Origin of the sequence: Pseudomonas corrugata, from assembly GCF_050920615.1 — a bacterium.
GTDB lineage: Bacteria > Pseudomonadota > Gammaproteobacteria > Pseudomonadales > Pseudomonadaceae > Aquipseudomonas > Aquipseudomonas corrugata.
Genome location: NZ_CP130434.1, coordinates 368,718 through 392,489, shown reverse-complemented (window position 1 = coordinate 392,489; position 23,772 = coordinate 368,718). Strand labels below are relative to the sequence as shown.

Here is a 23,772-nt window from a genome sequence, read left to right as displayed (position 1 = left end):
CCTGCCGGAGACTGACCATGCCCCTGCATAAAGTCGCCCGCTTCACGGATGTACGTGAAGACCGCGGCCTCGAAGTCAAGATCAACGAAACGACCCTCCTGCTGCTTCGCGCGGGCGACCAGATACGCGCCTTCCAAGGTAAATGCCCGCACGCCGGCGCGCCGTTGGCCAAGGGTGCGGTGTGTCACGGAAGGCTGATCTGTCCCTGGCACAAGGCTGCATTTCGGGCCGAAGACGGCGCCCTGTGCGAACCTCCGGCCCTCGATAGCCTGGAGCGCTATCACGTCGAGGTGCGCGACGGCGACATCTGGGTCGATGACCAACCGTTGCCCGCCGAGAAGATCCCGCCGGCCGACGACCCACGCACCTTTGTCATCATCGGTGCCGGGGCAGCCGGCACCGCATGCGCTGCGGCATTGCGCGATAAAGGCTTCGGCGGCCGGATTCAGCTGATCGATCGCGAAACCGACGCAGGATATGACCGCACGGTGCTGAGCAAATACGTCCTGGCCGGCGACATGACAGTCGATGAGACACCCGCGTTGCGGGATGAAACTTACTTCACCCAGCAACGTATCGATCGGATTCACGGCGAAGTTGTGGGCCTGGATAGCACCTCGCGGCAGATTCGCCTGGCCGACGGGCGGACACTGGACTACGACGCAGCGCTGATCGCCACTGGCGCAACGCCCAGGACTCCGGACCTGCCGGGCATCGATCTGCCGCAGGTCTTCGTGCTGCGCTCGATGGAACACACAAGGCACATCCTCGACTGCGCCCGGCCCGGGCAACGAGCGGTGATTATCGGTGACAGTTTCATTGCCATGGAAGTGGCCTCGTCGCTGCGCAAACGGGAGCTGAGCGTCACTGTCCTGGCCCGTCACCCCGTGCCGTTCGCGGCTCAGTTGGGCGACAGTGTCGGCCAGGCCATCCTGGCCCGGCATCGAGCCAACGGCGTGGTTTATCACACCGATGGCGAAGCGGCGCGCATCGAAGGTGCCGGTAAGGTGGAGGCCGTGGTGCTGGATAATGGCCAGCGCTTTGCGGCGGACCTTGTGATTGTCGGGATCGGCGTTCGTCCAGCCACCGAACCATTTGCCGATTTGCCGCGGGAAGAGGACCAGTCAATAACCGTCGACGCCGGCATGCGCGTGGCCGACGGGGTATGGGCCGTCGGTGATATCGCGACATTTCCCCTCAGCGGCCAGCCCCGGCGAATCGAACACTGGCGCCTGGCCCAACAACAGGCCCGAATCGCAGCAGCGAATATGCTCGGCGGTGAGGAACATTACTTGGATGTGCCGTTTTTCTGGACCTATCACTTCGGCAAACGCTACGACTACCTCGGCCATGCCGAGCAATGGGACGAGGTGCAATTCAAGGGCACTCCCGAGCATCCGCCCTTCATTGGCCTGTTGGGCAAGGATGGCCTGGTTGCCGCGGCTGTGGCCTGCGATGAAGGCCGGGCCATGGCGGCGCTGGCCCAACGCATGAAGCAACCGCTGCCGGTGGATGAGGCGTGGCGGTTGATCCGGGATTTTTCAAGCGCCTGACCTATCGCCTTCGCGCGCAGGCTCGCACACGCTGCGTTGCCTACAAACTTGGGCTCACACCAATCCCTGTGGGAGCGAGCCTGCTCGCGAAGGCGTCGGCGGCCTCTACATCGAATGATCGGCCGGCAGCTGGATAACCCGCGCCGGCTCCAACGGCGCCAGGGGCGGCGGTTGCAGTTCCTTGCTCAGCACATGAAAGTGCGGCACGACATGGCTGATGTCACCCTCCTGGTTGTTGTGGATGATCTTTGAGCCCGGCCGGCGCAGGGTGTCCAGGCGCTCGTCAGTCAGTTTGAAACTATCGCTCAAACCCTGATCGTCGACGACCGGCGCTGGCAATCGACGCTGGGAGAAGCTTCGACTCTTGCGCTGCTGATAACGCGCCCAGGCAATCAGGATGACCGCGTTGACCAATGCCACCCAACCGTAGATCTGCAACGTCCCGAGCGTATCCAGCCATGTGCCGCCGAAGCGCGGCCCGGCGTGACTGCCAAACAGCGGCCAGAGCCCATTGATCAACAGGTACAGCAGCCCAACCCAAGCCAGCACCGTGAAGAACACATCGATGAACACCAGAAAAGGCCTTTGCCGGGTCCTGATAATTTTCATCGGATCACTTCCTCTTCTTCATCACCAAACGGTTTGATACCCCGATCCGGGCTGACCCAGCGCGCACGCTGCTGATGCTGCCCGAACAAGACCTTCGGAAAACTCACCAGGGTGGTGAACAGGCTGATCAGCCAGAACACCAACGGGTACCAGACCACCCAGAACATGATGTGCCACAGGCCTTTTTCGTAACGGCGATCAATCAGGATGCTCACCGCGAACTGGAACAGGCACACCACCGCCAGCAACAGTCCGGTAAAAGCCGGCGGCATGAGATGCTCGACCGCAATGGCCGCCGGCATCTCGACGAATTTCCCCGCGCCCCAGAACACCACCGACAGCAGGAACGTGAACGCCCAGCCTGTGGACAGGCAATATTCGAACAGCAGCGGCCACAGGTAGCGATGGCGGTACTGCCAGATGCCACGGATATTCTTGAACAGCACCTCGGCACCGCCCTGGGCCCAGCGCAGCCGCTGACGCCACAGGCCGCGCAGGGTTTCGGGCATGAGGATCCAGCACAGCGCACGGGGCTCGTAGAAGATGCTCCAGTGGTCCAGTTGCAGCTTCCAGCTGATATCGATGTCTTCGGTGATCATGTCCGGGCTCCAATAGCCGACCCGGTGCAGGGCCGTGCGACGGAAGGCGACGATCACCCCGGAGACGGTAAAGATCCGCCCGAAGACCCGCTGGGTGCGCTTGATCAGGCCAATGATGGAAGAGAACTCGCCGACCTGGACCCGACCCACCAATGTCGAGCGGGTGCGGATACGCGGGTTGCCGGTCACCGCACCAAGACGGGCATTCTCCAGCATCGGCGCGACCAGATAGGCACAGGTATTGGGCGCCAGCAGTGCATCGCCATCGATGCACACCAGATATTCGCTACGGGCCGCGATGGCGCCCATGCGCAGGGCCACGGCCTTGCCCTGGTTCTCCGCCAGGTGTAGCACCCGCAGGCGCGGATCTTCCAGCGCCAACAGATCGAGGACCTGCCCGGTGTTGTCCTTGGAGCCATCGTTGATGGCGATGACTTCGATGTTGGGGTAGTGCTGTCCCAGCGCCGCGTGAATGGTATCGGCGACGTTATCGCCTTCGTTGAAACAGGGCACCAGGATGCTGATCAGCGGCTCGCCGGCCAGGGGCGGCGGCAACGTGTCGTCCTTCCACGGCCAGTGGCGCTCCCAGTGCAGCCAGAAATACAGGCCACCGGCAATCCACAGGCCGGACATGAACAGCGGGTAGAAGAACACGAAGTCCATCAGGAATTGCCCGGTGACCAGGAAGATCAGGCCCAGGGGCACTCCAAGGACGATCGCCAGCACCAGCAGAGCGAGCAGTCTGTCGAGCATGTCAAGGATTCCACTTGTTGGAGAGCGCCGGCCGCACGGTTTTCACCGCCGGCTGGTCTTCGATGAAATTGTCCGGGTAATAGCCGAAACTGGTCACACCCTGGCGCTTGAGGCGTCCCATCCAGTCGGCCAATTGCTCACCCTCGATATCACTGGCCGGCTTGCTGTCCCAGTCACGGGCCTGCAATTCGAACACCGTGCGCTTGAGAGCACCGGGGCGGGCCTTGACGGTCTGGACCAGGCGCTCCAGCCACGGGCCGGATTGCGCAGGGGTCTGTTTCTCCATCAACGGCATGGCCATCGGTGCCGTCCAGTCATAAGCTCCGAGGAAGTCATCGAGGTTCTGGGCGAACCAGGCTTCGCTTTCGGGATTGAGCATCGGTTCGGCAAAGATATTGCGCGCCGTCAGCACCTGCGGGCCACGAATCGCCCGGACCTTGGCGGTGAGCTCACGGGTGAAGTCGATCAGGTAGCGGCTCTTGAAGCGGGTCCAGCGTTGCATCGCTGCCGGGTCCTCGCGCAAGGCGGCGATGGACGTCGGCAGGCCGTTGGCCGCATAGACTTTCAGGGCCGCGGGACCGGCATCCTCGAAGTCGGAGAACACGGCGTCGTCGTGGTATAGAACCCCGTCCAACGAGCTCATCCGCGCCAGGTCTTCGTAGATTTCACCGATGACTTTGCGCACGTTCGGATCGAACGGCGACAAGCGCACGTACTGGTCCGGGGCGACGCCGGTCTTGCCGGTTTCCGGATCCCAGCGCTGCACTCGCGGCAGCTTCGCATCCAGGGCAAAGCTGAGCACCGGCATCCAGGCATAGACCTTGGCATTGGTCCGCGTACGCAATTGCCACGCAACCCGATCGAACAGGTCGGCCCGTACCGGCAGGTGACGGTTGGGGAAGTACAGCGAACGCACCAAGCCATCGCCTTTTGGATCGGCGAACGCCTGCAGGAATACCGTGTTGGCGCCCAGGTCATAGATGCGCTGGATCAACTTGCCGACGTTGGCTTCCTGCTGCACAGGGTCCGGATCGTAGACATAATCCAGGTCGACATGGACCACGCGCATCGGGTCGCTCGCCTGTACGGAAACGATGCTTTCGGCGAAATGTGCGCCGTCCGGATCGGAGGCAACCAAAAACCGCGGCCCGCTCATCAGGTTATCGAGGCTGTCGAGACCGTCCTCCAGGGTCAGGGCCATCTGATAACCCTCGCTGCCGATCACCTGCAGCGCGGTGCCATCGGCTTCCCCGTATGGCCAGACCCAAATTCGCGGACGGTAGCCGGTGACGTTGCGGATTTTCTCGGAGATCGACGCCACGTCCTTGCGCAAGCGCGCCTGGAAATCGGCCTCGGTTTCATAGCGGCCGGTGGCGGGATCGTAGCGCCGGGTGGTGGCCGCGGGTTGCTGGTTGCCCTGCGGGTTGGCGAGTATGCCTTTGTGATTGGCGTCGGTGTGTGCAGCGATCTCCACCAGACCCGACTTCGACACCTCGCGAATCTGCTCCCAGGTCAGGAAATCGGAGCGCTTGCGCGCTACCCCGGCAAAATCCACCGGTTGGTTCAGCGGCGTATCGATCCAACTGCCCACTGGCGCCAGGATCGCCGGCCAGTTATAGGCACGCAGGATCGGCATTACACGGGTGTAGAAACTCGCATAACCGTCGTCGAAGCTCAGCAACACCGCACGCGACGGCAGCTCGGGGCCGCCATTACGGGCGTTGATGATCTGGTCCACGGTGACCGGTTGGTAGTTGTTTTCCCGCAGCCACGCCAGTTGCTCGATCAGTCGCTCGGTGCGCACGGCCACCAGTGCCTGGTCCGGATCAAGGTCCTCGACGTCGTGATAGGCGATGCCGAGCACATGGTTCTTCGGCCACGGCTCGTCATTGGCCGCCAGGGGCCGTTGCGAGGGCGGCGTGAACGCCGGGGCCTGCTGGGCACACGCGCTGATCAGCAAGACCCCCAGCAGAAGGATGAATCGCGAAATGACAGGCATCTTCAAACTCTTCTAGAAGCGGTAGGTGAGGTCGACAAGCAGGCGCAGATCGCTTTCACGATCGCCGTCGTAAGGGCGGTTGAGCCAGCTCAGCGTGGCGCCGGCCTCGAGCACGTCGTTCCAGAGGAAACGCTGGCCGTAACCGAGCAGCCCCATGGCGCCGGTGCCGTGGTCGCGCTGGCTGTAGCTGCCGGCACCGACCTGGAATTGCTGGCTCCATGCGGTTTCGTACCGGCGATACAACACATGGTTGGCCGTGACGATCGGCATGACGCCGAGGTCCGACTTGGGGTTGAAATAGGGCACTTCGTTGGAGCCACTGTTGCGGCTGACCGCTACCTCCAGACCCATTTCCACCTGCAGGCGCGGGGTGCTGTAGAGACCTTCGCGGCCGGTCAGCAGGGTTTCGAGACGGTTGTTGCCATCACTGAAATGGGACGGACTGACCGTCAATCGCCACTCGCGACTTTCATGGGCTCGCCAGCGGATGAAACCGCTGCCGCCATTGGCGCGAATGCCGCTGTTGAGGGCACGCAGCGGCGTGTTGGCCGAGAGGTAATCCAGGCTGCCGCCGTACTGCCAGTGATCATCGATATCCAGGGCCAACGCCACGCGCGCGCCCTGTTTGTCACCGGAACCATAGGCATGGTTGGAAACTTCCGCTTCCAGGGTCATGTCACGGCTGCGACGCTCCACACCCAGGCGCTGCCAGCGATGATGGCCGGTGCCTTCCTCGAAGTCGCCCGTGGCGTAACCGACGCCGCCGAACAGCCGCCAGTCTTCGTCGACGGGTGGGCTATAGAGCAACGTTTCGATACCGAAGTCCCGACTGCCGGTCACCGCACCGGCATCGCCGTTGCTGCCGCCATAACTTTTGCCGGTATAGGCCTCGATGCGCAGTTCAGCCATGTCGTGCACATCGCGCAGGCGCTGCAAGCGTTTGACGTGGGCGTTTTCCGGGTAACGAGCAACGACATCGTCGGTCAGGACATCCAACTGCCGCCATTCCTGCAAATCCAGGGCGGCGCGGGCCTGGGCGATTTCCAGGTCCCGGTTGCGCGGGGTGGTCGCCTCGACTTCCTTGAGCAGGTTTTCCGAACGGCGCGGCCAATCCCGGGCCTGATACAGATCTGCCTGGGCCAGCCGCAGGCCGATATTGCCGGGCCCTTGATTGACCAGCGTTTCCAGGCGCGCCTCCGCGGTAGGCAGATCGGCACCATAGGTCCCGGACTGGGCGGCGAGCAGTTGAGCATCCATCCATTCGTCGTTGGGGTTGCCGATTGGCAAGCCCTTGAGCTCGACCCGTGGATGCTGGGACTTCGCCAGGTCCTCGGCCAAGGCACGGGCCTCTTCGGATCTTTCGCTTTCCAGCAACGCATAATAGAGCGCGGTACTGTCCTCGAAGCGATCCGCGACATCGGCGTCCGGTGCGCTCAGTACCCGTCGGTACAAGTCGACGGCGATCTCCGGCTCACGCTGCTCCAGGTAGGAGGACGCCACCCAACGCAAGGCATAGGTGGGAATACTCACGCCTTCGGCGATCAACTTCTGGTACTCGGCAATCACTTCCGTCCGACGCGCCCGGGCGTTGAGCGCGCCCATGCGGTCGATTCGCCAGCGGAGTACGTCATCATAAGCCTCGGCTACTGGGGTCCAGGTGGCGAGCAATTTATCGTAATCGGCCAGGGCACGATCAGCGATGACAAAGCGTTCCTTTTCGCTGCGACTGGCCATGTCCGCCAGGCGAACCCGCTCGGCCGCCACGTCGCCCTCCAATCGCCGTTGCACACCACGGTCAATCAGACCCGGCTGAAGACGAGCCAGGCGCAATGCTGGCTCTGGCAGGCGGGCGCGCTGCAGGGCATTGATGTATTCCGCGGCGATTTCGGGCCTGCTGCCAGCGCGGGAGAACGCCTGGTCATATTCGAACAGCGCTTCGTGAGGGCTCCCGGCACGGGTCAAGGCATAGCCCAAAGCCATCCGACGCGTCGGGTCTTCAGGCTTCGCAGCGACCATGGCCCTTGCACGATTGACGGCTTCATCAGGCTTGCCGGCATCGGCCTGGGTCAAGGCCAGGCCGAGTTGCAGGTCGGGATTCTCGGGATCGATCAGCAGCGCCTGCCGGTACAGCTCGGCAGCAGAATCCCAACGCTTGAGGTTGCGGTAGGCGCGAGCCGTAGCGCTCAGCGCTTGCACCGGCAGATCGCGATAGCGACTCTGGGTTTCATAGACCTTCACCACTTCGGTATCAAGGCCGGCCCAACTGGCAATCTGCAGATAGTCACTGGTCTGGGTGACACTGGCCTGTCCAGCCGGTAGCTGACGCAACAGGGTCAACGCAGGCGTGTAATGGCCCGCACGGGCGTCGAACACCATCTGATCATAGGCGGTATCGGCAAATGCGAAGGCCGGCCAGCACAACTGGCTGCACAACATGACGCCAAACAACGGGCGCAAACCGCATTGAATAAGAGGACCCACAGTACGCGGCATTCGTCAGCATCCTTACATGGCCAGCCGGGTCGCAGTGCCCCCTTGCCCATCAAACAGGAAGCCGGATCAAAGGAATCCAGCCAAGCTCTAATGGGCCTAGTCTTGCATTGCGCGGCGGGGCATCTTCGAGAACGCCACAATTCTTCAGAATCGGTACAGATTCAGCCCTGCTCCAAGGGCAAAAAAAACCGGCCCGTGCGTAATGCACGGACCGGTTCTGGATGTTGCCAAAGCGGTTACTGAACGGCGACGCCACCACCCACCTTGTTCATCACAAACGTCATGAATTCTTCGACGGTCATTTTCTTACCGTTGAAATCAACCTGATTGTTGGCGTAGCGCAGCTTGGTGACTACATCGTTGCCTTCCAGGGTCGCCAGCTGCGTACCCACTGCCATGGCGCTGAACATGTCGCTGGTGGCAAGGGCCTGATCCGCGATCAGTTTGGCGTCAGTCTGACCTTCCATCTGGGCTTGCACAGTCGCCAGGTCCACCAGCATCGGCTTGGAGACTTTCACGTTGAAGTCCAGCAAGGCGAGCAACTGACGGCCCAGCTCATCAGGCGGCAGGTCCATCGATTGCGGCTTGGCCAGATTGACGACCAGGCTCGCACGGCTTTCACCGCTGGCGGTACTGAACGACAGATTCTCCAACGCGATCTGCGGGCCAGCAGCCAGGAGTTTCTCCAGGTCGGCCTTGACCTGAGCCTCTTCGGCCTCGGTCAGGTTCAGCTCTGGAGCAGGTTCGCCAGCTTCGGCGGCTTCGGCAGCGGCTTTTTCATAGGGCTGCAGCTTGGCCTGATAAACCTGCATCAGCGACATGGTGGCGGGGATGTCGAGGTTCTTAGCGCTGATTGCCATCTGCGCGGCGCCAATGGTCTTATCGTTGAACGACAACTCACCGATCTTGTAATCGGCACGCCCCGAAGCGCTGGTGCCGCTTTCGGTACTGCTGTTCTTCATCTCGATATTCTTCAGACCCACCACCGACTTCTGCTCACCGAAGCTGGCCTTGAGGCTGTTCAGAATCAGGGCGTTATCGCCCATGTAATAGCCGTAGGTGCTCTTGTTCAGGTTGCTGGCAAGGGTCAGGCCATTCAGCTCAACCAGCACCGGGCTCTGATCTTCCGCGACGCTGGTCAGCTTGAGGCTGTCCATGTAGCCGTCCGCCTTGATCTTCTGTGCCTGGGCATTGGCGGCCAGGTCGAGTTTCAGACCGGAGAAGACGACCTGGGACTGCTCATCCAGCTTGGCGTCCAGCGGCAGCAATTCCAGCGTGCCGTTGACCGATTGGTCGTAACCCAGGTTGAACACACCTTTGACAGGCGATTTGTCCTTGGCGGCAGCGAACCATTTTTCGGTCAGTGGGGTCCGTTCGATTTCGGCATGACTGGTGGCCATGACCGGCAGCCACTTGAGGGTCATCAGACGCGAAAAAGGCAGCGGACCGTGTTCGATATTGTCCACGACCAGCAGCTCCACCGCTTCGCCACCGAACATATCGCCTTCACCCTTGAGGCGATAATGAGCGGTGCTGCTGAAGATCCCACGATCCAGCGAAACCAGTTCGATAGAGGACGAGCTGTTGGAGCCGGCCAAGGCAGTCACCATCTGCTTGTTACTTTCGGCAATGGCAGTTTGCAGCACGCCCTCGAGTTTGGTCCCGGTGTACCAGGCGCCGCCCGCACTGACAGCTCCGACTGCTACAACGATTCCCAAGAGTACGCTTGCTGATTTATTCATGAGTGACCCGATCGATATCCATGGTTGAAAAAGCCGTCGTCTTCCCTGACACCGCGAAGGGTGTGGCTTGACGCCGTAAAAAGGTGGAGGGAGATTACCATCAGGCACCCTTGGAGGCCCAATGTTTAAAGGGGGGAAAGAAAACTCTTGAGAGACGGTCTACGAATATTGGACTTCAATTTCGTCCAGTTGATGGTCGAAAGTCCTGAGCCGCGCCGTCCAAGTGTATACCAACACCTCGAAATCGCGGTTGATGACCGCTGCGCCCGATGATTCAGCACGGGGGTCGCAGAAGTCCAGTTGATAACGTTCACGGGCCATGGCATTGGCAACATCGCACAGCTCACGGGCATTGTTGAGCCAATGCCAGCCGTCCTGGGCAACCTGTTTGTCCAAAGCGGCGCATTGGATCTTCAGGGCTTCGAGGCTTTTTTCCAGCGGAGTGCCTGTGAGTTCGCCCATGACCTCCTGGAAGGTGCGCCCAGGTTGCCAGTAGCTGCCCCAGAAATAACGGTCAAACACCGTCTCGACCCGTCTCAACGCGACCTTGGTATCCCAGATCAGCACCAGGGTTTTACCTTGCCCTAAATGTTTCTTCTTGATGCGTTGCCCTTGCAGCGATGCCCAGGCCACGATGGCGATGGATATCACGCCGATCAGCGCAGACGCACTGTCCAGAAATATCAGCGCTTTTTCGATCTGGTGAGTCAGCATGACGCCATAGAAATAAGTGGCCGAGAGCAGCACCAAGGCCGCGATGGCACACCAGAAACCGGGAGCATAAGGGTTTTTCATTATTGGAATCCCCATGACCAGTGACGCATTGACGTCGCGGGCTCCGTTTTTTTCGTCAGTCCCCGACACTCACAGCATAGCAACGGCCCCGGGGTTTGCTGGGGTGACGACAGCAAAACAGGGTGCGATCCGATTACCGGCCCAAAACGACAAAACCCCTGTCTGCGTCAGCAGACAGGGGTTTTGGGAATTCGATCTTGACGATGACCTACTCTCACATGGGGAAACCCCACACTACCATCGGCGATGCATCGTTTCACTTCTGAGTTCGGGATGGGATCAGGTGGTTCCAACGCTCTATGGTCGTCAAGAAATTCGGCAGCCAGCCCGTTCAACAGCAACGTGCCGGCAAAAATCGAGAACTTCTACTAAAACAAAACCCCTACCTGCGTCAGCAGATAGGGGTTTCGGAATTTAATCTTGACGATGACCTACTCTCACATGGGGAAACCCCACACTACCATCGGCGATGCATCGTTTCACTTCTGAGTTCGGGATGGGATCAGGTGGTTCCAACGCTCTATGGTCGTCAAGAAATTCTGTAGCCAGCGCGTTGCATGGGCAACGTTCCAGCGAATGGGTATGCGATAGTTTGTGTGTTGCTGCTGAGTCAGTTCGAACTTTCGGTTCGTTTCGTCTTCACACACCGCAATCTGGCGCCCTGTGCTTTTCAGCTCGGAGCAAGCAAATTGCTTGGGTGTTATATGGTCAAGCCTCACGGGCAATTAGTACAGGTTAGCTCAACGCCTCACAGCGCTTACACACCCTGCCTATCAACGTCGTAGTCTTCGACGGCCCTTCAGGGAGCTCAAGGCTCCAGTGAGATCTCATCTTGAGGCAAGTTTCCCGCTTAGATGCTTTCAGCGGTTATCTTTTCCGAACATAGCTACCCGGCAATGCCACTGGCGTGACAACCGGAACACCAGAGGTTCGTCCACTCCGGTCCTCTCGTACTAGGAGCAGCCCCTCTCAAATCTCAAACGTCCACGGCAGATAGGGACCGAACTGTCTCACGACGTTCTAAACCCAGCTCGCGTACCACTTTAAATGGCGAACAGCCATACCCTTGGGACCGGCTTCAGCCCCAGGATGTGATGAGCCGACATCGAGGTGCCAAACACCGCCGTCGATATGAACTCTTGGGCGGTATCAGCCTGTTATCCCCGGAGTACCTTTTATCCGTTGAGCGATGGCCCTTCCATACAGAACCACCGGATCACTAAGACCTACTTTCGTACCTGCTCGACGTGTCTGTCTCGCAGTCAAGCGCGCTTTTGCCTTTATACTCTACGACCGATTTCCGACCGGTCTGAGCGCACCTTCGTACTCCTCCGTTACTCTTTAGGAGGAGACCGCCCCAGTCAAACTACCCACCATACACTGTCCTCGATCCGGATAACGGACCTGAGTTAGAACCTCAAAGTTGCCAGGGTGGTATTTCAAGGATGGCTCCACGCAGACTGGCGTCCACGCTTCAAAGCCTCCCACCTATCCTACACAAGCAAATTCAAAGTCCAGTGCAAAGCTATAGTAAAGGTTCACGGGGTCTTTCCGTCTAGCCGCGGATACACTGCATCTTCACAGCGATTTCAATTTCACTGAGTCTCGGGTGGAGACAGCGCCGCCATCGTTACGCCATTCGTGCAGGTCGGAACTTACCCGACAAGGAATTTCGCTACCTTAGGACCGTTATAGTTACGGCCGCCGTTTACCGGGGCTTCGATCAAGAGCTTCGCGTTAGCTAACCCCATCAATTAACCTTCCGGCACCGGGCAGGCGTCACACCCTATACGTCCACTTTCGTGTTTGCAGAGTGCTGTGTTTTTAATAAACAGTCGCAGCGGCCTGGTATCTTCGACCGGCGTGGGCTTACGCAGCAAGTGCTTCACCCTCACCGGCGCACCTTCTCCCGAAGTTACGGTGCCATTTTGCCTAGTTCCTTCACCCGAGTTCTCTCAAGCGCCTTGGTATTCTCTACCCAACCACCTGTGTCGGTTTGGGGTACGGTTCCTGGTTATCTGAAGCTTAGAAGCTTTTCTTGGAAGCATGGCATCAACCACTTCGTCACCCAAAGGGTAACTCGTCATCAGCTCTCGGCCTTAAGATCCCGGATTTACCTAAGATCTCAGCCTACCACCTTAAACTTGGACAACCAACGCCAAGCTGGCCTAGCCTTCTCCGTCCCTCCATCGCAATAACCAGAAGTACAGGAATATTAACCTGTTTTCCATCGACTACGCTTTTCAGCCTCGCCTTAGGGACCGACTAACCCTGCGTCGATTAACGTTGCGCAGGAAACCTTGGTCTTTCGGCGTGGGTGTTTTTCACACCCATTGTCGTTACTCATGTCAGCATTCGCACTTCTGATACCTCCAGCAAGCTTCTCAACTCACCTTCACAGGCTTACAGAACGCTCCTCTACCGCATCACTTACGTGATACCCGTAGCTTCGGTGTATGGTTTGAGCCCCGTTACATCTTCCGCGCAGGCCGACTCGACTAGTGAGCTATTACGCTTTCTTTAAAGGGTGGCTGCTTCTAAGCCAACCTCCTAGCTGTCTAAGCCTTCCCACATCGTTTCCCACTTAACCATAACTTTGGGACCTTAGCTGACGGTCTGGGTTGTTTCCCTTTTCACGACGGACGTTAGCACCCGCCGTGTGTCTCCCATGCTCGGCACTTGTAGGTATTCGGAGTTTGCATCGGTTTGGTAAGTCGGGATGACCCCCTAGCCGAAACAGTGCTCTACCCCCTACAGTGATACATGAGGCGCTACCTAAATAGCTTTCGAGGAGAACCAGCTATCTCCGAGCTTGATTAGCCTTTCACTCCGATCCACAGGTCATCCGCTAACTTTTCAACGGTAGTCGGTTCGGTCCTCCAGTCAGTGTTACCTAACCTTCAACCTGCCCATGGATAGATCGCCCGGTTTCGGGTCTATTCCCAGCGACTAGACGCCCTATTAAGACTCGCTTTCGCTACGCCTCCCCTATTCGGTTAAGCTCGCCACTGAAAATAAGTCGCTGACCCATTATACAAAAGGTACGCAGTCACAGAACAAAGTCTGCTCCCACTGCTTGTACGCATACGGTTTCAGGATCTATTTCACTCCCCTCTCCGGGGTTCTTTTCGCCTTTCCCTCACGGTACTAGTTCACTATCGGTCAGTCAGTAGTATTTAGCCTTGGAGGATGGTCCCCCCATATTCAGACAAAGTTTCTCGTGCTCCGTCCTACTCGATTTCACTTCTAAGATCCTTTCGCGTACAGGGCTATCACCCACTATGGCCGCACTTTCCAGAGCGTTCCGCTAAAATCAAAGAAGCTTAAGGGCTAGTCCCCGTTCGCTCGCCACTACTAAGGGAATCTCGGTTGATTTCTTTTCCTCAGGGTACTTAGATGTTTCAGTTCCCCTGGTTCGCCTCTTGCACCTATGTATTCAGTGCAAGATAACCATCTTGTGATGGCTGGGTTCCCCCATTCAGACATCTCCGGATCACAGTCTGTTTGCCGACTCCCCGAAGCTTTTCGCAGGCTACCACGTCTTTCATCGCCTCTGACTGCCAAGGCATCCACCGTATGCGCTTCTTCACTTGACCATATAACCCCAAGCAATCTGGTTATACTGTGAAGACGACATTCGCCGAAAATTCGATCTTGCTCATGAGAGCAACTCACAAATTTTACCTTAGCCTGATCCGTTACCAGTGAAAGTAACGTTCAGTCTATCTTTCTATCACATACCCAAATTTTTAAAGAACGATCTAATCAAAAGACTAGAAATCAACATTCATCATCGCGTCGATGGAATGCTCATTTCTAAGCTTTAAACGAGGGTCACCAATCGGTAATGGTGGAGCCAAGCGGGATCGAACCGCTGACCTCCTGCGTGCAAGGCAGGCGCTCTCCCAGCTGAGCTATGGCCCCGTATCGCTACAGGGTGCACCAGTAATTGGTGGGTCTGGGCAGATTCGAACTGCCGACCTCACCCTTATCAGGGGTGCGCTCTAACCAACTGAGCTACAGACCCAATCGTCTTCTTCAATGAATCAAGCAATTCGTGTGGGAGCTCATGGAGCAGCTGCTGTCGTCGATTAAGGAGGTGATCCAGCCGCAGGTTCCCCTACGGCTACCTTGTTACGACTTCACCCCAGTCATGAATCACACCGTGGTAACCGTCCCCCCGAAGGTTAGACTAGCTACTTCTGGTGCAACCCACTCCCATGGTGTGACGGGCGGTGTGTACAAGGCCCGGGAACGTATTCACCGCGACATTCTGATTCGCGATTACTAGCGATTCCGACTTCACGCAGTCGAGTTGCAGACTGCGATCCGGACTACGATCGGTTTTATGGGATTAGCTCCACCTCGCGGCTTGGCAACCCTCTGTACCGACCATTGTAGCACGTGTGTAGCCCAGGCCGTAAGGGCCATGATGACTTGACGTCATCCCCACCTTCCTCCGGTTTGTCACCGGCAGTCTCCTTAGAGTGCCCACCATAACGTGCTGGTAACTAAGGACAAGGGTTGCGCTCGTTACGGGACTTAACCCAACATCTCACGACACGAGCTGACGACAGCCATGCAGCACCTGTCTCAATGTTCCCGAAGGCACCAATCCATCTCTGGAAAGTTCATTGGATGTCAAGGCCTGGTAAGGTTCTTCGCGTTGCTTCGAATTAAACCACATGCTCCACCGCTTGTGCGGGCCCCCGTCAATTCATTTGAGTTTTAACCTTGCGGCCGTACTCCCCAGGCGGTCAACTTAATGCGTTAGCTGCGCCACTAAGAGCTCAAGGCTCCCAACGGCTAGTTGACATCGTTTACGGCGTGGACTACCAGGGTATCTAATCCTGTTTGCTCCCCACGCTTTCGCACCTCAGTGTCAGTATCAGTCCAGGTGGTCGCCTTCGCCACTGGTGTTCCTTCCTATATCTACGCATTTCACCGCTACACAGGAAATTCCACCACCCTCTACCATACTCTAGCTTGTCAGTTTTGAATGCAGTTCCCAGGTTGAGCCCGGGGCTTTCACATCCAACTTAACAAACCACCTACGCGCGCTTTACGCCCAGTAATTCCGATTAACGCTTGCACCCTCTGTATTACCGCGGCTGCTGGCACAGAGTTAGCCGGTGCTTATTCTGTCGGTAACGTCAAAACACTAACGTATTAGGTTAATGCCCTTCCTCCCAACTTAAAGTGCTTTACAATCCGAAGACCTTCTTCACACACGCGGCATGGCTGGATCAGGCTTTCGCCCATTGTCCAATATTCCCCACTGCTGCCTCCCGTAGGAGTCTGGACCGTGTCTCAGTTCCAGTGTGACTGATCATCCTCTCAGACCAGTTACGGATCGTCGCCTTGGTGAGCCATTACCTCACCAACTAGCTAATCCGACCTAGGCTCATCTGATAGCGCAAGGCCCGAAGGTCCCCTGCTTTCTCCCGTAGGACGTATGCGGTATTAGCGTCCGTTTCCGAGCGTTATCCCCCACTACCAGGCAGATTCCTAGGCATTACTCACCCGTCCGCCGCTCTCAAGAGGTGCAAGCACCTCTCTACCGCTCGACTTGCATGTGTTAGGCCTGCCGCCAGCGTTCAATCTGAGCCATGATCAAACTCTTCAGTTCAAACATCTTTGGGTTTTGAGAAAACCCTAAACTTGGCTCAGCAATCGTTGGTTACATCTTTGATTTCTCGCGGAGTAACTTGTGATGCTGATAATCTGTTGACTAGCAGTCTGACTCCACAAGCACCCACACGAATTGCTTGATTCAGTTGTTAAAGAGCGGTGGGTTGAGCCTTTCGTCTCAACCGAGGCGCGCATTCTACAGCGCCCCGTGTATCTGTCAAGCGGTTATTTTGGAAGTTTTCAAAGTTTTGCTTTTCAAAACCTCAACAACTTCAACCACTTGCGCTTTCGATCTCTCGTTAGCGGGAGGCGAATTCTACAGCGTTAGCCGCTGCTGTCAACACCTCTTTTTCACCGCTTTCGACCGAGAAGATCGAACCGTCAACCGAGCCAGACAACCTGCCCTGTCAACTCCTTCCGCGACTTCGATGAACTGAAGCCCTGCCTCGCCTGAAACCTTCTAACTCATTGAAACTCAAGGAGTTTTCCGTTTCGACTGCGCCGGAAGTGGGGCGAATTATAGAGACTCAGAATCTGCCGTCAACCCTTAATTTCGCTTTTCTATCAATACGTTGCGACACACCCGATAAAACGCCGTCTGCACCCGCCAAAAGCTTCCCATCTATATAGAAGAAAGTTTCAAATGACTCCCCCCTCCTTAAAGGCAGTTACAGCCGCTTCATCCAAGCCAAGCACACGTTGCAGCACCTCCAGCGTGTGCTCCCCCAACAAAGGCGGCGCACGATGGTATTCCACAGGCGTCCTGGACAAGCGAATCGGGCTGGCGACCTGTGGCACCTTACCGGCCAACGCATGGGGCAGTTCTATCGACAACCCACGAGCCCGCACCTGTGGATCGGCAAACACCTGCTCCAGATCGTTGATCGGCCCGCATGGCACGCCGGCCTGCTCCAACTGGGCCACCCATTCGGCAGTGGTCTTGAACACCGTCGCCTGGCGAATCAATGGGATCAGCACCGCTCGGTTCGCCACCCGCTGCTTGTTCGTTACAAAACGAGGATCATCAGCCCACTGCGGTTGACCAGCGACTTCAGCAAACTTGCGGAACTGGCCGTCGTTACCCACGGTAAGAATGAAGTCGCCATCAGCCGTAGGAAAATCCTGATAAGGCACGATATTGGGGTGAGCGTTGCCCAATCGTTTCGGCGCATTGCCTGTCGTCAGGTAGTTCATCGCCTGGTTGGCCAGGCAAGCCACTTGAACGTCCAGCAATGCCATGTCGATGTGCTGACCATCACCTGCCTGGTCGCGGTGAGCCAGCGCCGCCAGGATGGCCGCAGTTGAATAAAGCCCCGTAAGGATGTCAGTCAGCGCAACCCCGACCTTCACCGGCCCAGCCCCCTCCTCTCCTTCAGGCCTCCCGGTGAGACTCATCAAGCCCCCCAACCCCTGGATCATGAAGTCATAACCGGCGCGCTTTGCATAAGGACCGGTTTGGCCAAACCCGGTGATCGAGCAATAGATCAAACGCGGGTTGATCGTCTTCAGTGAGTCGTAGTCCAGGCCATATGCCGCGAGCCCACCGACCTTGAAGTTCTCGATCAGGATGTCGGACTTGGCCGCCAGCTCCCGCACCAGGTTCTGTCCCTCGGGCCGGGTGAAGTCGATGGTGACCGATTGCTTGTTGCGGTTGGCTGACAGGTAATAAGCCGCCTCGGTCGTATTTTCTCCACGACCATCCTTCAGGAAGGGAGGCCCCCAGGCGCGCGTGTCATCACCATTGCCCGGGCGCTCGACCTTGATGACCTCCGCCCCCAGGTCCGCCAGTATCTGGCCGGCCCACGGCCCGGCCAGGACTCTCGATAAATCCAGTACCCGCAGGTGCGAAAGCGCGCCCATGGCCGTCCTCCTATTAATAGAACGCCTGGATACCGGTTTGCGCACGACCGAGGATCAGCGCATGCACATCGTGAGTCCCTTCATAAGTGTTCACCACTTCCAGATTCACCAGATGACGGGCAACGCCGAACTCATCGGAGATACCATTGCCACCCAGCATGTCCCGCGCCATACGCGCGATATCCAGGGATTTGCCGCAAGAGTTGCGCTTCATGATCGAAGTGATCTCCACCGCCGCCGTGCCTTCATCCTTCATGCGCCCCAGACGCAGGCATCCTTGCAGAGCAAGGGTGATTTCAGTCTGCATGTCGGCCAGCTTCTTCTGGATCAACTGAGTGGCCGCCAGTGGACGACCAAACTGCTGGCGATCCAGGGTGTATTGGCGGGCGGTGTGCCAGCAGAATTCGGCAGCCCCCAGGGCGCCCCAGGAAATGCCGTAACGTGCCGAGTTCAGGCAAGTAAACGGACCTTTCAGACCACGCACATCCGGGAAGATGTTCTCTTCTGGAACAAACACGTTGTCCATGACGATCTCGCCGGTGATGGAAGCCCGCAGCCCGACCTTGCCATGAATGGCCGGCGCGCTCAGGCCCTTCCAGCCCTTCTCCAATACAAAGCCCCGGATATCACCGGCGTCGTCCTTGCCCCATACGACAAACACATCGGCTATCGGACTGTTGGTGATCCACATCTTACTGCCCGTCAGGCTGTAGCCACCTTCGACTTTGCGCGCACGAGTAAGCATCGCGCCCGGGTCAGAACCATGGTTCGGCTCGGTCAGACCGAAACATCCGATCCACTCACCGGAGGCTAGCTTTGGCAGGTACTTCTGTTTCTGGGCCTCAGTACCAAACTCGTTGATAGGCACCATGACCAGCGAGGACTGCACGCTCATCATCGAGCGGTACCCGGAGTCAACACGTTCCACTTCACGGGCGATCAAGCCATAGCTGACATAGTTCAAGCCACTGCCGCCGTACTGTTCGGGGATGGTGGCGCCCAGAAGCCCGACCTCCCCCATCTCACGAAAAATCGCTGGATCGGTCTTTTCATGACGGAACGCTTCCAGCACCCGCGGCGCAAGCTTCTGCTGGGCAAACTGCTCGGCAGTGTCGCGGATCATGCGTTCTTCTTCGGTGAGTTGCTGGTCCAGCAACAGTGGATCGATCCAGTTGAAGCTCGCTTTACCGGCCATGAAAAAATCCTCGCCAATCAAATGAAAAATCGTGGATTGATCCTAGGCGCGGTTTCCTACGAGGGCAAACGACGATTACGCATGTGCTTGTGCTAATTTCTCACTCCGTAAACGTCAGAATCGCTGTTTATGCCAACGATCAGTGAGGTCACCGTACATGCGCCGCAAGATCCCCAGCACTGCCGCACTGGTTAGCTTTGAAGCCGCCGCTCGCCATGAGAGCTTCACCAAGGCCGCGCAGGAGCTTTCTCTCACGCAAGGGGCGATCTGCCGACAGATCGCCAGTCTGGAGGACTTTCTCAGCGTGGAGTTGTTCCGACGCTCGCGGCGCGGCGTCAAGCTGACTGAAGCAGGACTTTCCTATAGCCGCCGTGTTGCCACCCAACTGGACGCTGTCGAGCGAGATACGCTTTCGGTGATGGGGCACACCGGCGCGAACGTGATCGAGCTGGCCGTGGTTCCCACGTTTGGAACCCAATGGCTGTTACCTCGCCTGAAGGATTTCCAGCAGCAACATCCAGAGGTCACCGTCAACCTGACCAACCGCACGCGCCCCTTTCTGTTTGCGGACACGGACTTTGACGCCGCCATCTACTTTGGCGACGCCGACTGGTCCGGTACCGAATCCCACAAACTCATGGGCGAAAACCCCATGCCAGTGTGCAGCCCCGCACTGCTGGGCGACCGCAATAACCTGACACCGCAAGCCATTGCCGAGTTGCCTCTGCTCCAGCAGACCACCCGTCCATATGCCTGGCGGCAGTGGTTCAACGCGCAAGACCTCAACATTGCGCGCGACCTGACAGGTCCGCGTTATGAACTATTCTCCATGCTTGCCCAAGCCGCCATGCACGACATGGGAATAGCCTTGATTCCGCCCTTCCTGATACAGCGGGAATTGGCAGAAAAACGCTTGGTCGTTGCCAACAGCAATGCGTTATCGAGCATCAAGGCCTATTACCTGATGATCCCGGAACGAAAGGTCGAATCCGCGTCTCTGCGGGCTTTTCGTGATTGGCTGGTGAGCCAAGCTAGAGGGTATCTACTTGATTAATAAGGAAATCATTCACAACGCTGTCTGGTAGTAAGCTAATAAAAAGCGCTACAGATATAAGTTTTTGTCGCAATCAGTCAATCTGTTCATAAATCAGTACAGTAGTCTCAGAAGCGTTCAAATACGTGGCTTTGAGCCACATCGCCCCGCTCATTACGGCTCATTCATCTGACCGATGGGGAAATTTATCAATTTGAGCCTGAATCCGGGAAAGGCAAGGCCTGCAAGGGTTGAGGGCCGATGATTGCGACATTCGGTCACAGGGTGACTTGTAGTTAATTTTTCGTCACCCGTCATAATCCCTTGAAGGGCTGTATTTTCGCCTGCAAAATGCCGCGCCCCGCCTGATTCGGCGGGATCGTGCTGATCCGCCGCCCCAGCCGCACCATCCGAAGTGCATGGGTTTACTCAATAAGATCACGCAGGAGATTTGACGTGCACATTGGTGTTCCTCTCGAAACCCAGACGGGTGAAACACGGGTTGCTGCTACCCCGGAAACCATCAAGAAGCTGATCGGCCAAGGTCATAAAGTGACTGTTCAAAGCGGCGCGGGCCTCAAAGCCAGCGTTATCGACAGTGCCTATGAAGCCGCCGGCGCGACCATTGGCAACGCCAGCGACGCGTTCGGGGCCGAACTGATTCTCAAGGTGGTTGCTCCCAGCGATAGCGAATTGGCGCTGATCAAGAGCGGCACCGTTCTGGTGGGCATGCTCAATCCGTTCAACAACGAAACCATCGCCAAGCTGGCGGAATGCGGCATTACCGCGTTCGCCCTCGAGGCGGCGCCCCGTACCTCCCGCGCCCAGAGCCTGGATGTGCTGTCGTCCCAAGCCAACATCGCCGGCTACAAGGCCGTGTTGCTGGCCGCGCACTACTACCCACGCTTTATGCCGATGCTGATGACGGCGGCGGGCACCGTGAAAGCGGCGCGCGTGCTGATTCTCGGCGCAGGCGTGGCCGGGTTGCAGGCGATTGCCACGGCTAAACGCCTGGGTGCGGTGATCGAGGCTTCGGACGTGCGTCCGGCAGTGAAGGAACAAATCGAATCCCTCGGCGCCAAGTTCGTCGACGTGCCTTATGAAACCGACGAAGAACGCGAATGCGCCGTCGGTGTCGGCGGTTATGCTCGCCCCATGCCCGCAAGCTGGATGCAACGCCAGGCCCAGGCTGTGCACGAGCGCGCCAAGCAGGCTGACATCGTCATCACCACCGCGCTGATCCCCGGCCGCAAGGCACCGACCTTGCTGAGCGCCGAAACCGTGGCACAGATGAAACCCGGCTCGGTGGTGATTGACCTCGCGGCAGCCCAGGGCGGCAACTGCCCGCTGACCGTGGCCGATCAGGTGGTTGTCGAGAACGGCGTGACCATCGTCGGCCCGACCAACCTGGCCGGCGAAGTCGCAGCCGATGCTTCGGCGCTGTACGCCCGTAACCTGCTGGACTTCCTGAAGCTGGTCTTCACCAAGGAAGGTCAGTTCGACGTGAACCTGGAAGACGACATCGTCGCCGCGTGCCTGATGTGCCGCGACGGCCAAGTCATCCGCAAAAACGCCTAAGCAGGGATTCAGACAATGGAAGAGCTTATCTCCCCCGGTATCTACAACCTGATCATCTTCGTGCTGGCGATTTATGTCGGTTATCACGTGGTCTGGAACGTAACGCCTGCACTGCACACCCCCTTGATGGCGGTGACCAACGCCATTTCGGCGATCGTGATCGTCGGCGCGATGCTCGCCGCCGCGCTGACCGTGACGCCGCTGGGCAAGACCATGGGCACCCTGGCTGTGGCCCTGGCTGCCGTAAACGTATTCGGTGGCTTCCTGGTGACGCGCCGCATGCTTGAGATGTTCAAGAAAAAAGCCCCGAAAGCAAAAGAAGAGGCGCCCAAGTAATGAGCATGAACCTGGTAACGACGCTGTACCTGATCGCGTCGATCTGTTTCATCCAGGCCCTCAAGGGCCTGTCGCACCCGACCACATCCCGTCGCGGAAACCTGTTCGGCATGCTCGGCATGGCGCTGGCGATCGCCACGACCGTGGGCCTCATCTATAAGCTGGGGGCCGAGCTTGCCACCGCAGGCATCGGTTATGTCATCGTCGGCCTGCTGATCGGCGGCACCGCCGGTTCGATCATGGCCAAACGCGTCGAGATGACCAAGATGCCGGAGCTGGTGGCGTTCATGCACAGCATGATCGGCCTGGCGGCCGTGTTCATTGCCATCGCTGCTGTCGTCGAGCCGCAATCCCTGGGCATCGTCAAGCAACTGGGCGACTCGATTCCGGCCGGTAACCGCCTGGAGCTGTTCCTCGGCGCGGCGATCGGCGCAATCACCTTCTCAGGTTCCGTGATCGCCTTCGGCAAGCTGTCCGGCAAATACAAGTTCCGCCTGTTCCAGGGGGCGCCGGTGCAGTTCGGCGGCCAGCACAAGCTCAACCTGATCCTGGGCCTGGCCACGCTGGGACTGGGCGTGACGTTCATGGTCACGGGCAACCTCGGCGCGTTCGCCCTGATGCTGGCCTTGGCATTCGTGCTGGGCGTGCTGATCATCATCCCCATCGGCGGTGCGGACATGCCGGTGGTGGTGTCGATGCTCAACAGCTATTCGGGCTGGGCCGCGGCCGGTATCGGTTTCTCGCTGAACAACTCGATGCTGATCATCGCCGGCTCCCTGGTGGGCTCCAGCGGTGCGATCCTCTCCTACATCATGTGCAAGGCCATGAACCGTTCGTTCTTCAACGTACTGCTGGGCGGCTTCGGCAATAGCGCCGATGCGGCGGGCCCGGCTGGTTCGAAAGAAGCGCGTCCGGTGAAGTCGGGCTCCGCGGATGACGCAACGTTCCTGCTGACCAACGCCGATACCGTGATCATCGTGCCGGGCTATGGCTTGGCGGTGGCCCGGGCGCAGCATGCCTTGAAAGAGCTGACCGAGAAGTTGACTCACCATGGCGTGACCGTGAAGTACGCGATCCACCCGGTGGCCGGTCGCATGCCCGGACACATGAACGTGTTGCTGGCCGAGGCCGAGGTGCCATACGACCAGGTGTTCGAGATGGAGGACATCAACTCCGAGTTCGGCCAGGCCGACGTGGTCCTGGTGCTTGGCGCCAACGACGTGGTCAACCCGGCAGCGAAGAACGATCCGAAATCGCCGATTGCCGGTATGCCGATCCTCGAAGCCTTCAAGGCCAAGACCATCATCGTCAACAAGCGCTCCATGGCCAGCGGCTATGCCGGCCTGGACAACGAGCTGTTCTATCTGGACAAGACCATGATGGTGTTCGGTGACGCCAAGAAAGTCATCGAAGACATGGTCAAAGCGGTGGAATAACGCTCTCTGCTTCACTGAAACGCCCCGACTTGTCGGGGCGTTTTGATTTGTATCAAGGCCCGATGTTACCGATCCGGTAATGATGTTTTGCCTGAAACCCTCGTAATAGACGCCTAAAATGCGACTTTTGTCGCGGGTCGGGTACGGCGCGAATTCACTA

Annotated in this window: 13 protein-coding genes, 2 tRNA genes and 4 rRNA genes; 5 read left to right on the top strand and 14 right to left on the bottom strand. The window is 58.2% G+C overall.

What is annotated here, in order from left to right; all coding sequences use genetic code 11:
* Positions 1-17 precede the first annotated feature (17 nt).
* On the top strand, positions 18-1,553 hold the full coding sequence (locus QZH45_RS01745) for an FAD-dependent oxidoreductase (protein ID WP_024780372.1): 1,536 nt from the start codon (positions 18-20) through the stop codon (positions 1,551-1,553).
* Between the two features lie 105 nt (positions 1,554-1,658).
* Here QZH45_RS01745 and pgaD read toward each other — a convergent pair whose 3' ends face one another.
* The 14 genes from pgaD to QZH45_RS01675 all read right to left on the bottom strand — a co-directional run bounded on the left by pgaD (position 1,659) and on the right by QZH45_RS01675 (position 19,229).
* Positions 1,659-2,162 carry a poly-beta-1,6-N-acetyl-D-glucosamine biosynthesis protein PgaD gene (pgaD, locus tag QZH45_RS01740; protein WP_024780373.1) on the bottom strand — a complete coding sequence of 168 codons (504 nt, stop codon included), beginning with the start codon at positions 2,160-2,162 and terminating at the stop codon, positions 1,659-1,661.
* On the bottom strand, positions 2,159-3,514 hold the full coding sequence (pgaC, locus tag QZH45_RS01735; RefSeq protein WP_024780374.1) for a poly-beta-1,6-N-acetyl-D-glucosamine synthase: 1,356 nt from the start codon (positions 3,512-3,514) through the stop codon (positions 2,159-2,161). Before pgaC ends, pgaD begins: the two co-directional genes overlap by 4 nt.
* 1 nt (position 3,515) lies before the next feature.
* Positions 3,516-5,513 carry a poly-beta-1,6-N-acetyl-D-glucosamine N-deacetylase PgaB gene (pgaB, locus tag QZH45_RS01730; RefSeq protein WP_055135926.1) on the bottom strand — a complete coding sequence of 666 codons (1,998 nt, stop codon included), beginning with the start codon at positions 5,511-5,513 and terminating at the stop codon, positions 3,516-3,518.
* Positions 5,514-5,525: 12 nt separating this feature from the next.
* Complete coding sequence (gene pgaA / locus QZH45_RS01725) at positions 5,526-8,006, bottom strand: poly-beta-1,6 N-acetyl-D-glucosamine export porin PgaA (RefSeq protein WP_055135925.1); 2,481 nt, start codon at positions 8,004-8,006, stop codon at positions 5,526-5,528.
* A gap of 236 nt (positions 8,007-8,242) precedes the next feature.
* Positions 8,243-9,748: a YdgA family protein gene (locus QZH45_RS01720; protein WP_069018373.1), complete on the bottom strand. Its 1,506-nt coding sequence runs from the start codon at positions 9,746-9,748 to the stop codon at positions 8,243-8,245.
* 159 nt (positions 9,749-9,907) lie between these two features.
* Positions 9,908-10,543, bottom strand: coding sequence for a hypothetical protein (locus QZH45_RS01715; RefSeq protein ID WP_024780378.1), 636 nt, complete (start codon positions 10,541-10,543; stop codon positions 9,908-9,910).
* 195 nt (positions 10,544-10,738) lie between these two features.
* Positions 10,739-10,854: ribosomal RNA gene (gene rrf / locus QZH45_RS01710) — 5S ribosomal RNA — on the bottom strand.
* 107 nt (positions 10,855-10,961) lie between these two features.
* A 5S ribosomal RNA gene (gene rrf / locus QZH45_RS01705) occupies positions 10,962-11,077 on the bottom strand.
* Positions 11,078-11,247: 170 nt separating this feature from the next.
* Positions 11,248-14,139, bottom strand: a 23S ribosomal RNA gene (locus tag QZH45_RS01700).
* Between the two features lie 252 nt (positions 14,140-14,391).
* Positions 14,392-14,467 (bottom strand) — tRNA-Ala (locus tag QZH45_RS01695).
* Between the two features lie 26 nt (positions 14,468-14,493).
* A tRNA-Ile gene (locus QZH45_RS01690) sits at positions 14,494-14,570 on the bottom strand.
* Positions 14,571-14,635: 65 nt separating this feature from the next.
* Positions 14,636-16,172: ribosomal RNA gene (locus QZH45_RS01685) — 16S ribosomal RNA — on the bottom strand.
* The 16S, 23S and 5S rRNA genes sit together here with 2 tRNA genes alongside, the layout of an rRNA operon.
* Before the next feature lie 641 nt (positions 16,173-16,813).
* A complete protein-coding gene (locus QZH45_RS01680) occupies positions 16,814-18,034 on the bottom strand; it encodes a CaiB/BaiF CoA transferase family protein (RefSeq protein ID WP_024778492.1) in 1,221 nt (406 codons plus the stop codon).
* A gap of 13 nt (positions 18,035-18,047) precedes the next feature.
* Positions 18,048-19,229, bottom strand: coding sequence for an acyl-CoA dehydrogenase (locus QZH45_RS01675; RefSeq protein WP_024778491.1), 1,182 nt, complete (start codon positions 19,227-19,229; stop codon positions 18,048-18,050).
* A 157-nt stretch (positions 19,230-19,386) separates the two neighbouring features.
* Here QZH45_RS01675 and QZH45_RS01670 point away from each other — a divergent pair, with 157 nt between their 5' ends.
* The 4 genes from QZH45_RS01670 to QZH45_RS01655 all read left to right on the top strand — a co-directional run bounded on the left by QZH45_RS01670 (position 19,387) and on the right by QZH45_RS01655 (position 23,612).
* A complete protein-coding gene (locus QZH45_RS01670; protein ID WP_024778490.1) occupies positions 19,387-20,283 on the top strand; it encodes a LysR family transcriptional regulator in 897 nt (298 codons plus the stop codon).
* 435 nt (positions 20,284-20,718) lie between these two features.
* Complete coding sequence (locus tag QZH45_RS01665; protein WP_024778489.1) at positions 20,719-21,840, top strand: Re/Si-specific NAD(P)(+) transhydrogenase subunit alpha; 1,122 nt, start codon at positions 20,719-20,721, stop codon at positions 21,838-21,840.
* A 15-nt stretch (positions 21,841-21,855) separates the two neighbouring features.
* Positions 21,856-22,176 carry an NAD(P) transhydrogenase subunit alpha gene (locus QZH45_RS01660; protein WP_003220416.1) on the top strand — a complete coding sequence of 107 codons (321 nt, stop codon included), beginning with the start codon at positions 21,856-21,858 and terminating at the stop codon, positions 22,174-22,176.
* Positions 22,176-23,612 (top strand): NAD(P)(+) transhydrogenase (Re/Si-specific) subunit beta, encoded by a 1,437-nt coding sequence (locus tag QZH45_RS01655; RefSeq protein ID WP_024778488.1) that lies wholly within the window; start codon positions 22,176-22,178, stop codon positions 23,610-23,612. The genes QZH45_RS01660 and QZH45_RS01655 overlap by 1 nt, the downstream gene beginning before the upstream one ends.
* Positions 23,613-23,772: the final 160 nt, after the last annotated feature.

Excerpts from the sequence above, each read along its gene's own strand:
- QZH45_RS01745 (WP_024780372.1), top strand. The coding sequence starts at position 18 with ATGCCCCTGCATAAAGTCGCCCGCTTCACGGATGTACGTGAAGACCGC.
- pgaD (WP_024780373.1), bottom strand. The coding sequence starts at position 2,162 with ATGAAAATTATCAGGACCCGGCAAAGGCCTTTTCTGGTGTTCATCGAT.
- pgaC (WP_024780374.1), bottom strand. The coding sequence starts at position 3,514 with ATGCTCGACAGACTGCTCGCTCTGCTGGTGCTGGCGATCGTCCTTGGA.
- pgaB (WP_055135926.1), bottom strand. The coding sequence starts at position 5,513 with ATGCCTGTCATTTCGCGATTCATCCTTCTGCTGGGGGTCTTGCTGATC.
- pgaA (WP_055135925.1), bottom strand. The coding sequence starts at position 8,006 with ATGCCGCGTACTGTGGGTCCTCTTATTCAATGCGGTTTGCGCCCGTTG.
- QZH45_RS01720 (WP_069018373.1), bottom strand. The coding sequence starts at position 9,748 with ATGAATAAATCAGCAAGCGTACTCTTGGGAATCGTTGTAGCAGTCGGA.
- QZH45_RS01715 (WP_024780378.1), bottom strand. The coding sequence starts at position 10,543 with ATGAAAAACCCTTATGCTCCCGGTTTCTGGTGTGCCATCGCGGCCTTG.
- QZH45_RS01680 (WP_024778492.1), bottom strand. The coding sequence starts at position 18,034 with ATGGGCGCGCTTTCGCACCTGCGGGTACTGGATTTATCGAGAGTCCTG.
- QZH45_RS01675 (WP_024778491.1), bottom strand. The coding sequence starts at position 19,229 with ATGGCCGGTAAAGCGAGCTTCAACTGGATCGATCCACTGTTGCTGGAC.
- QZH45_RS01670 (WP_024778490.1), top strand. The coding sequence starts at position 19,387 with ATGCGCCGCAAGATCCCCAGCACTGCCGCACTGGTTAGCTTTGAAGCC.
- QZH45_RS01660 (WP_003220416.1), top strand. The coding sequence starts at position 21,856 with ATGGAAGAGCTTATCTCCCCCGGTATCTACAACCTGATCATCTTCGTG.
- QZH45_RS01655 (WP_024778488.1), top strand. The coding sequence starts at position 22,176 with ATGAGCATGAACCTGGTAACGACGCTGTACCTGATCGCGTCGATCTGT.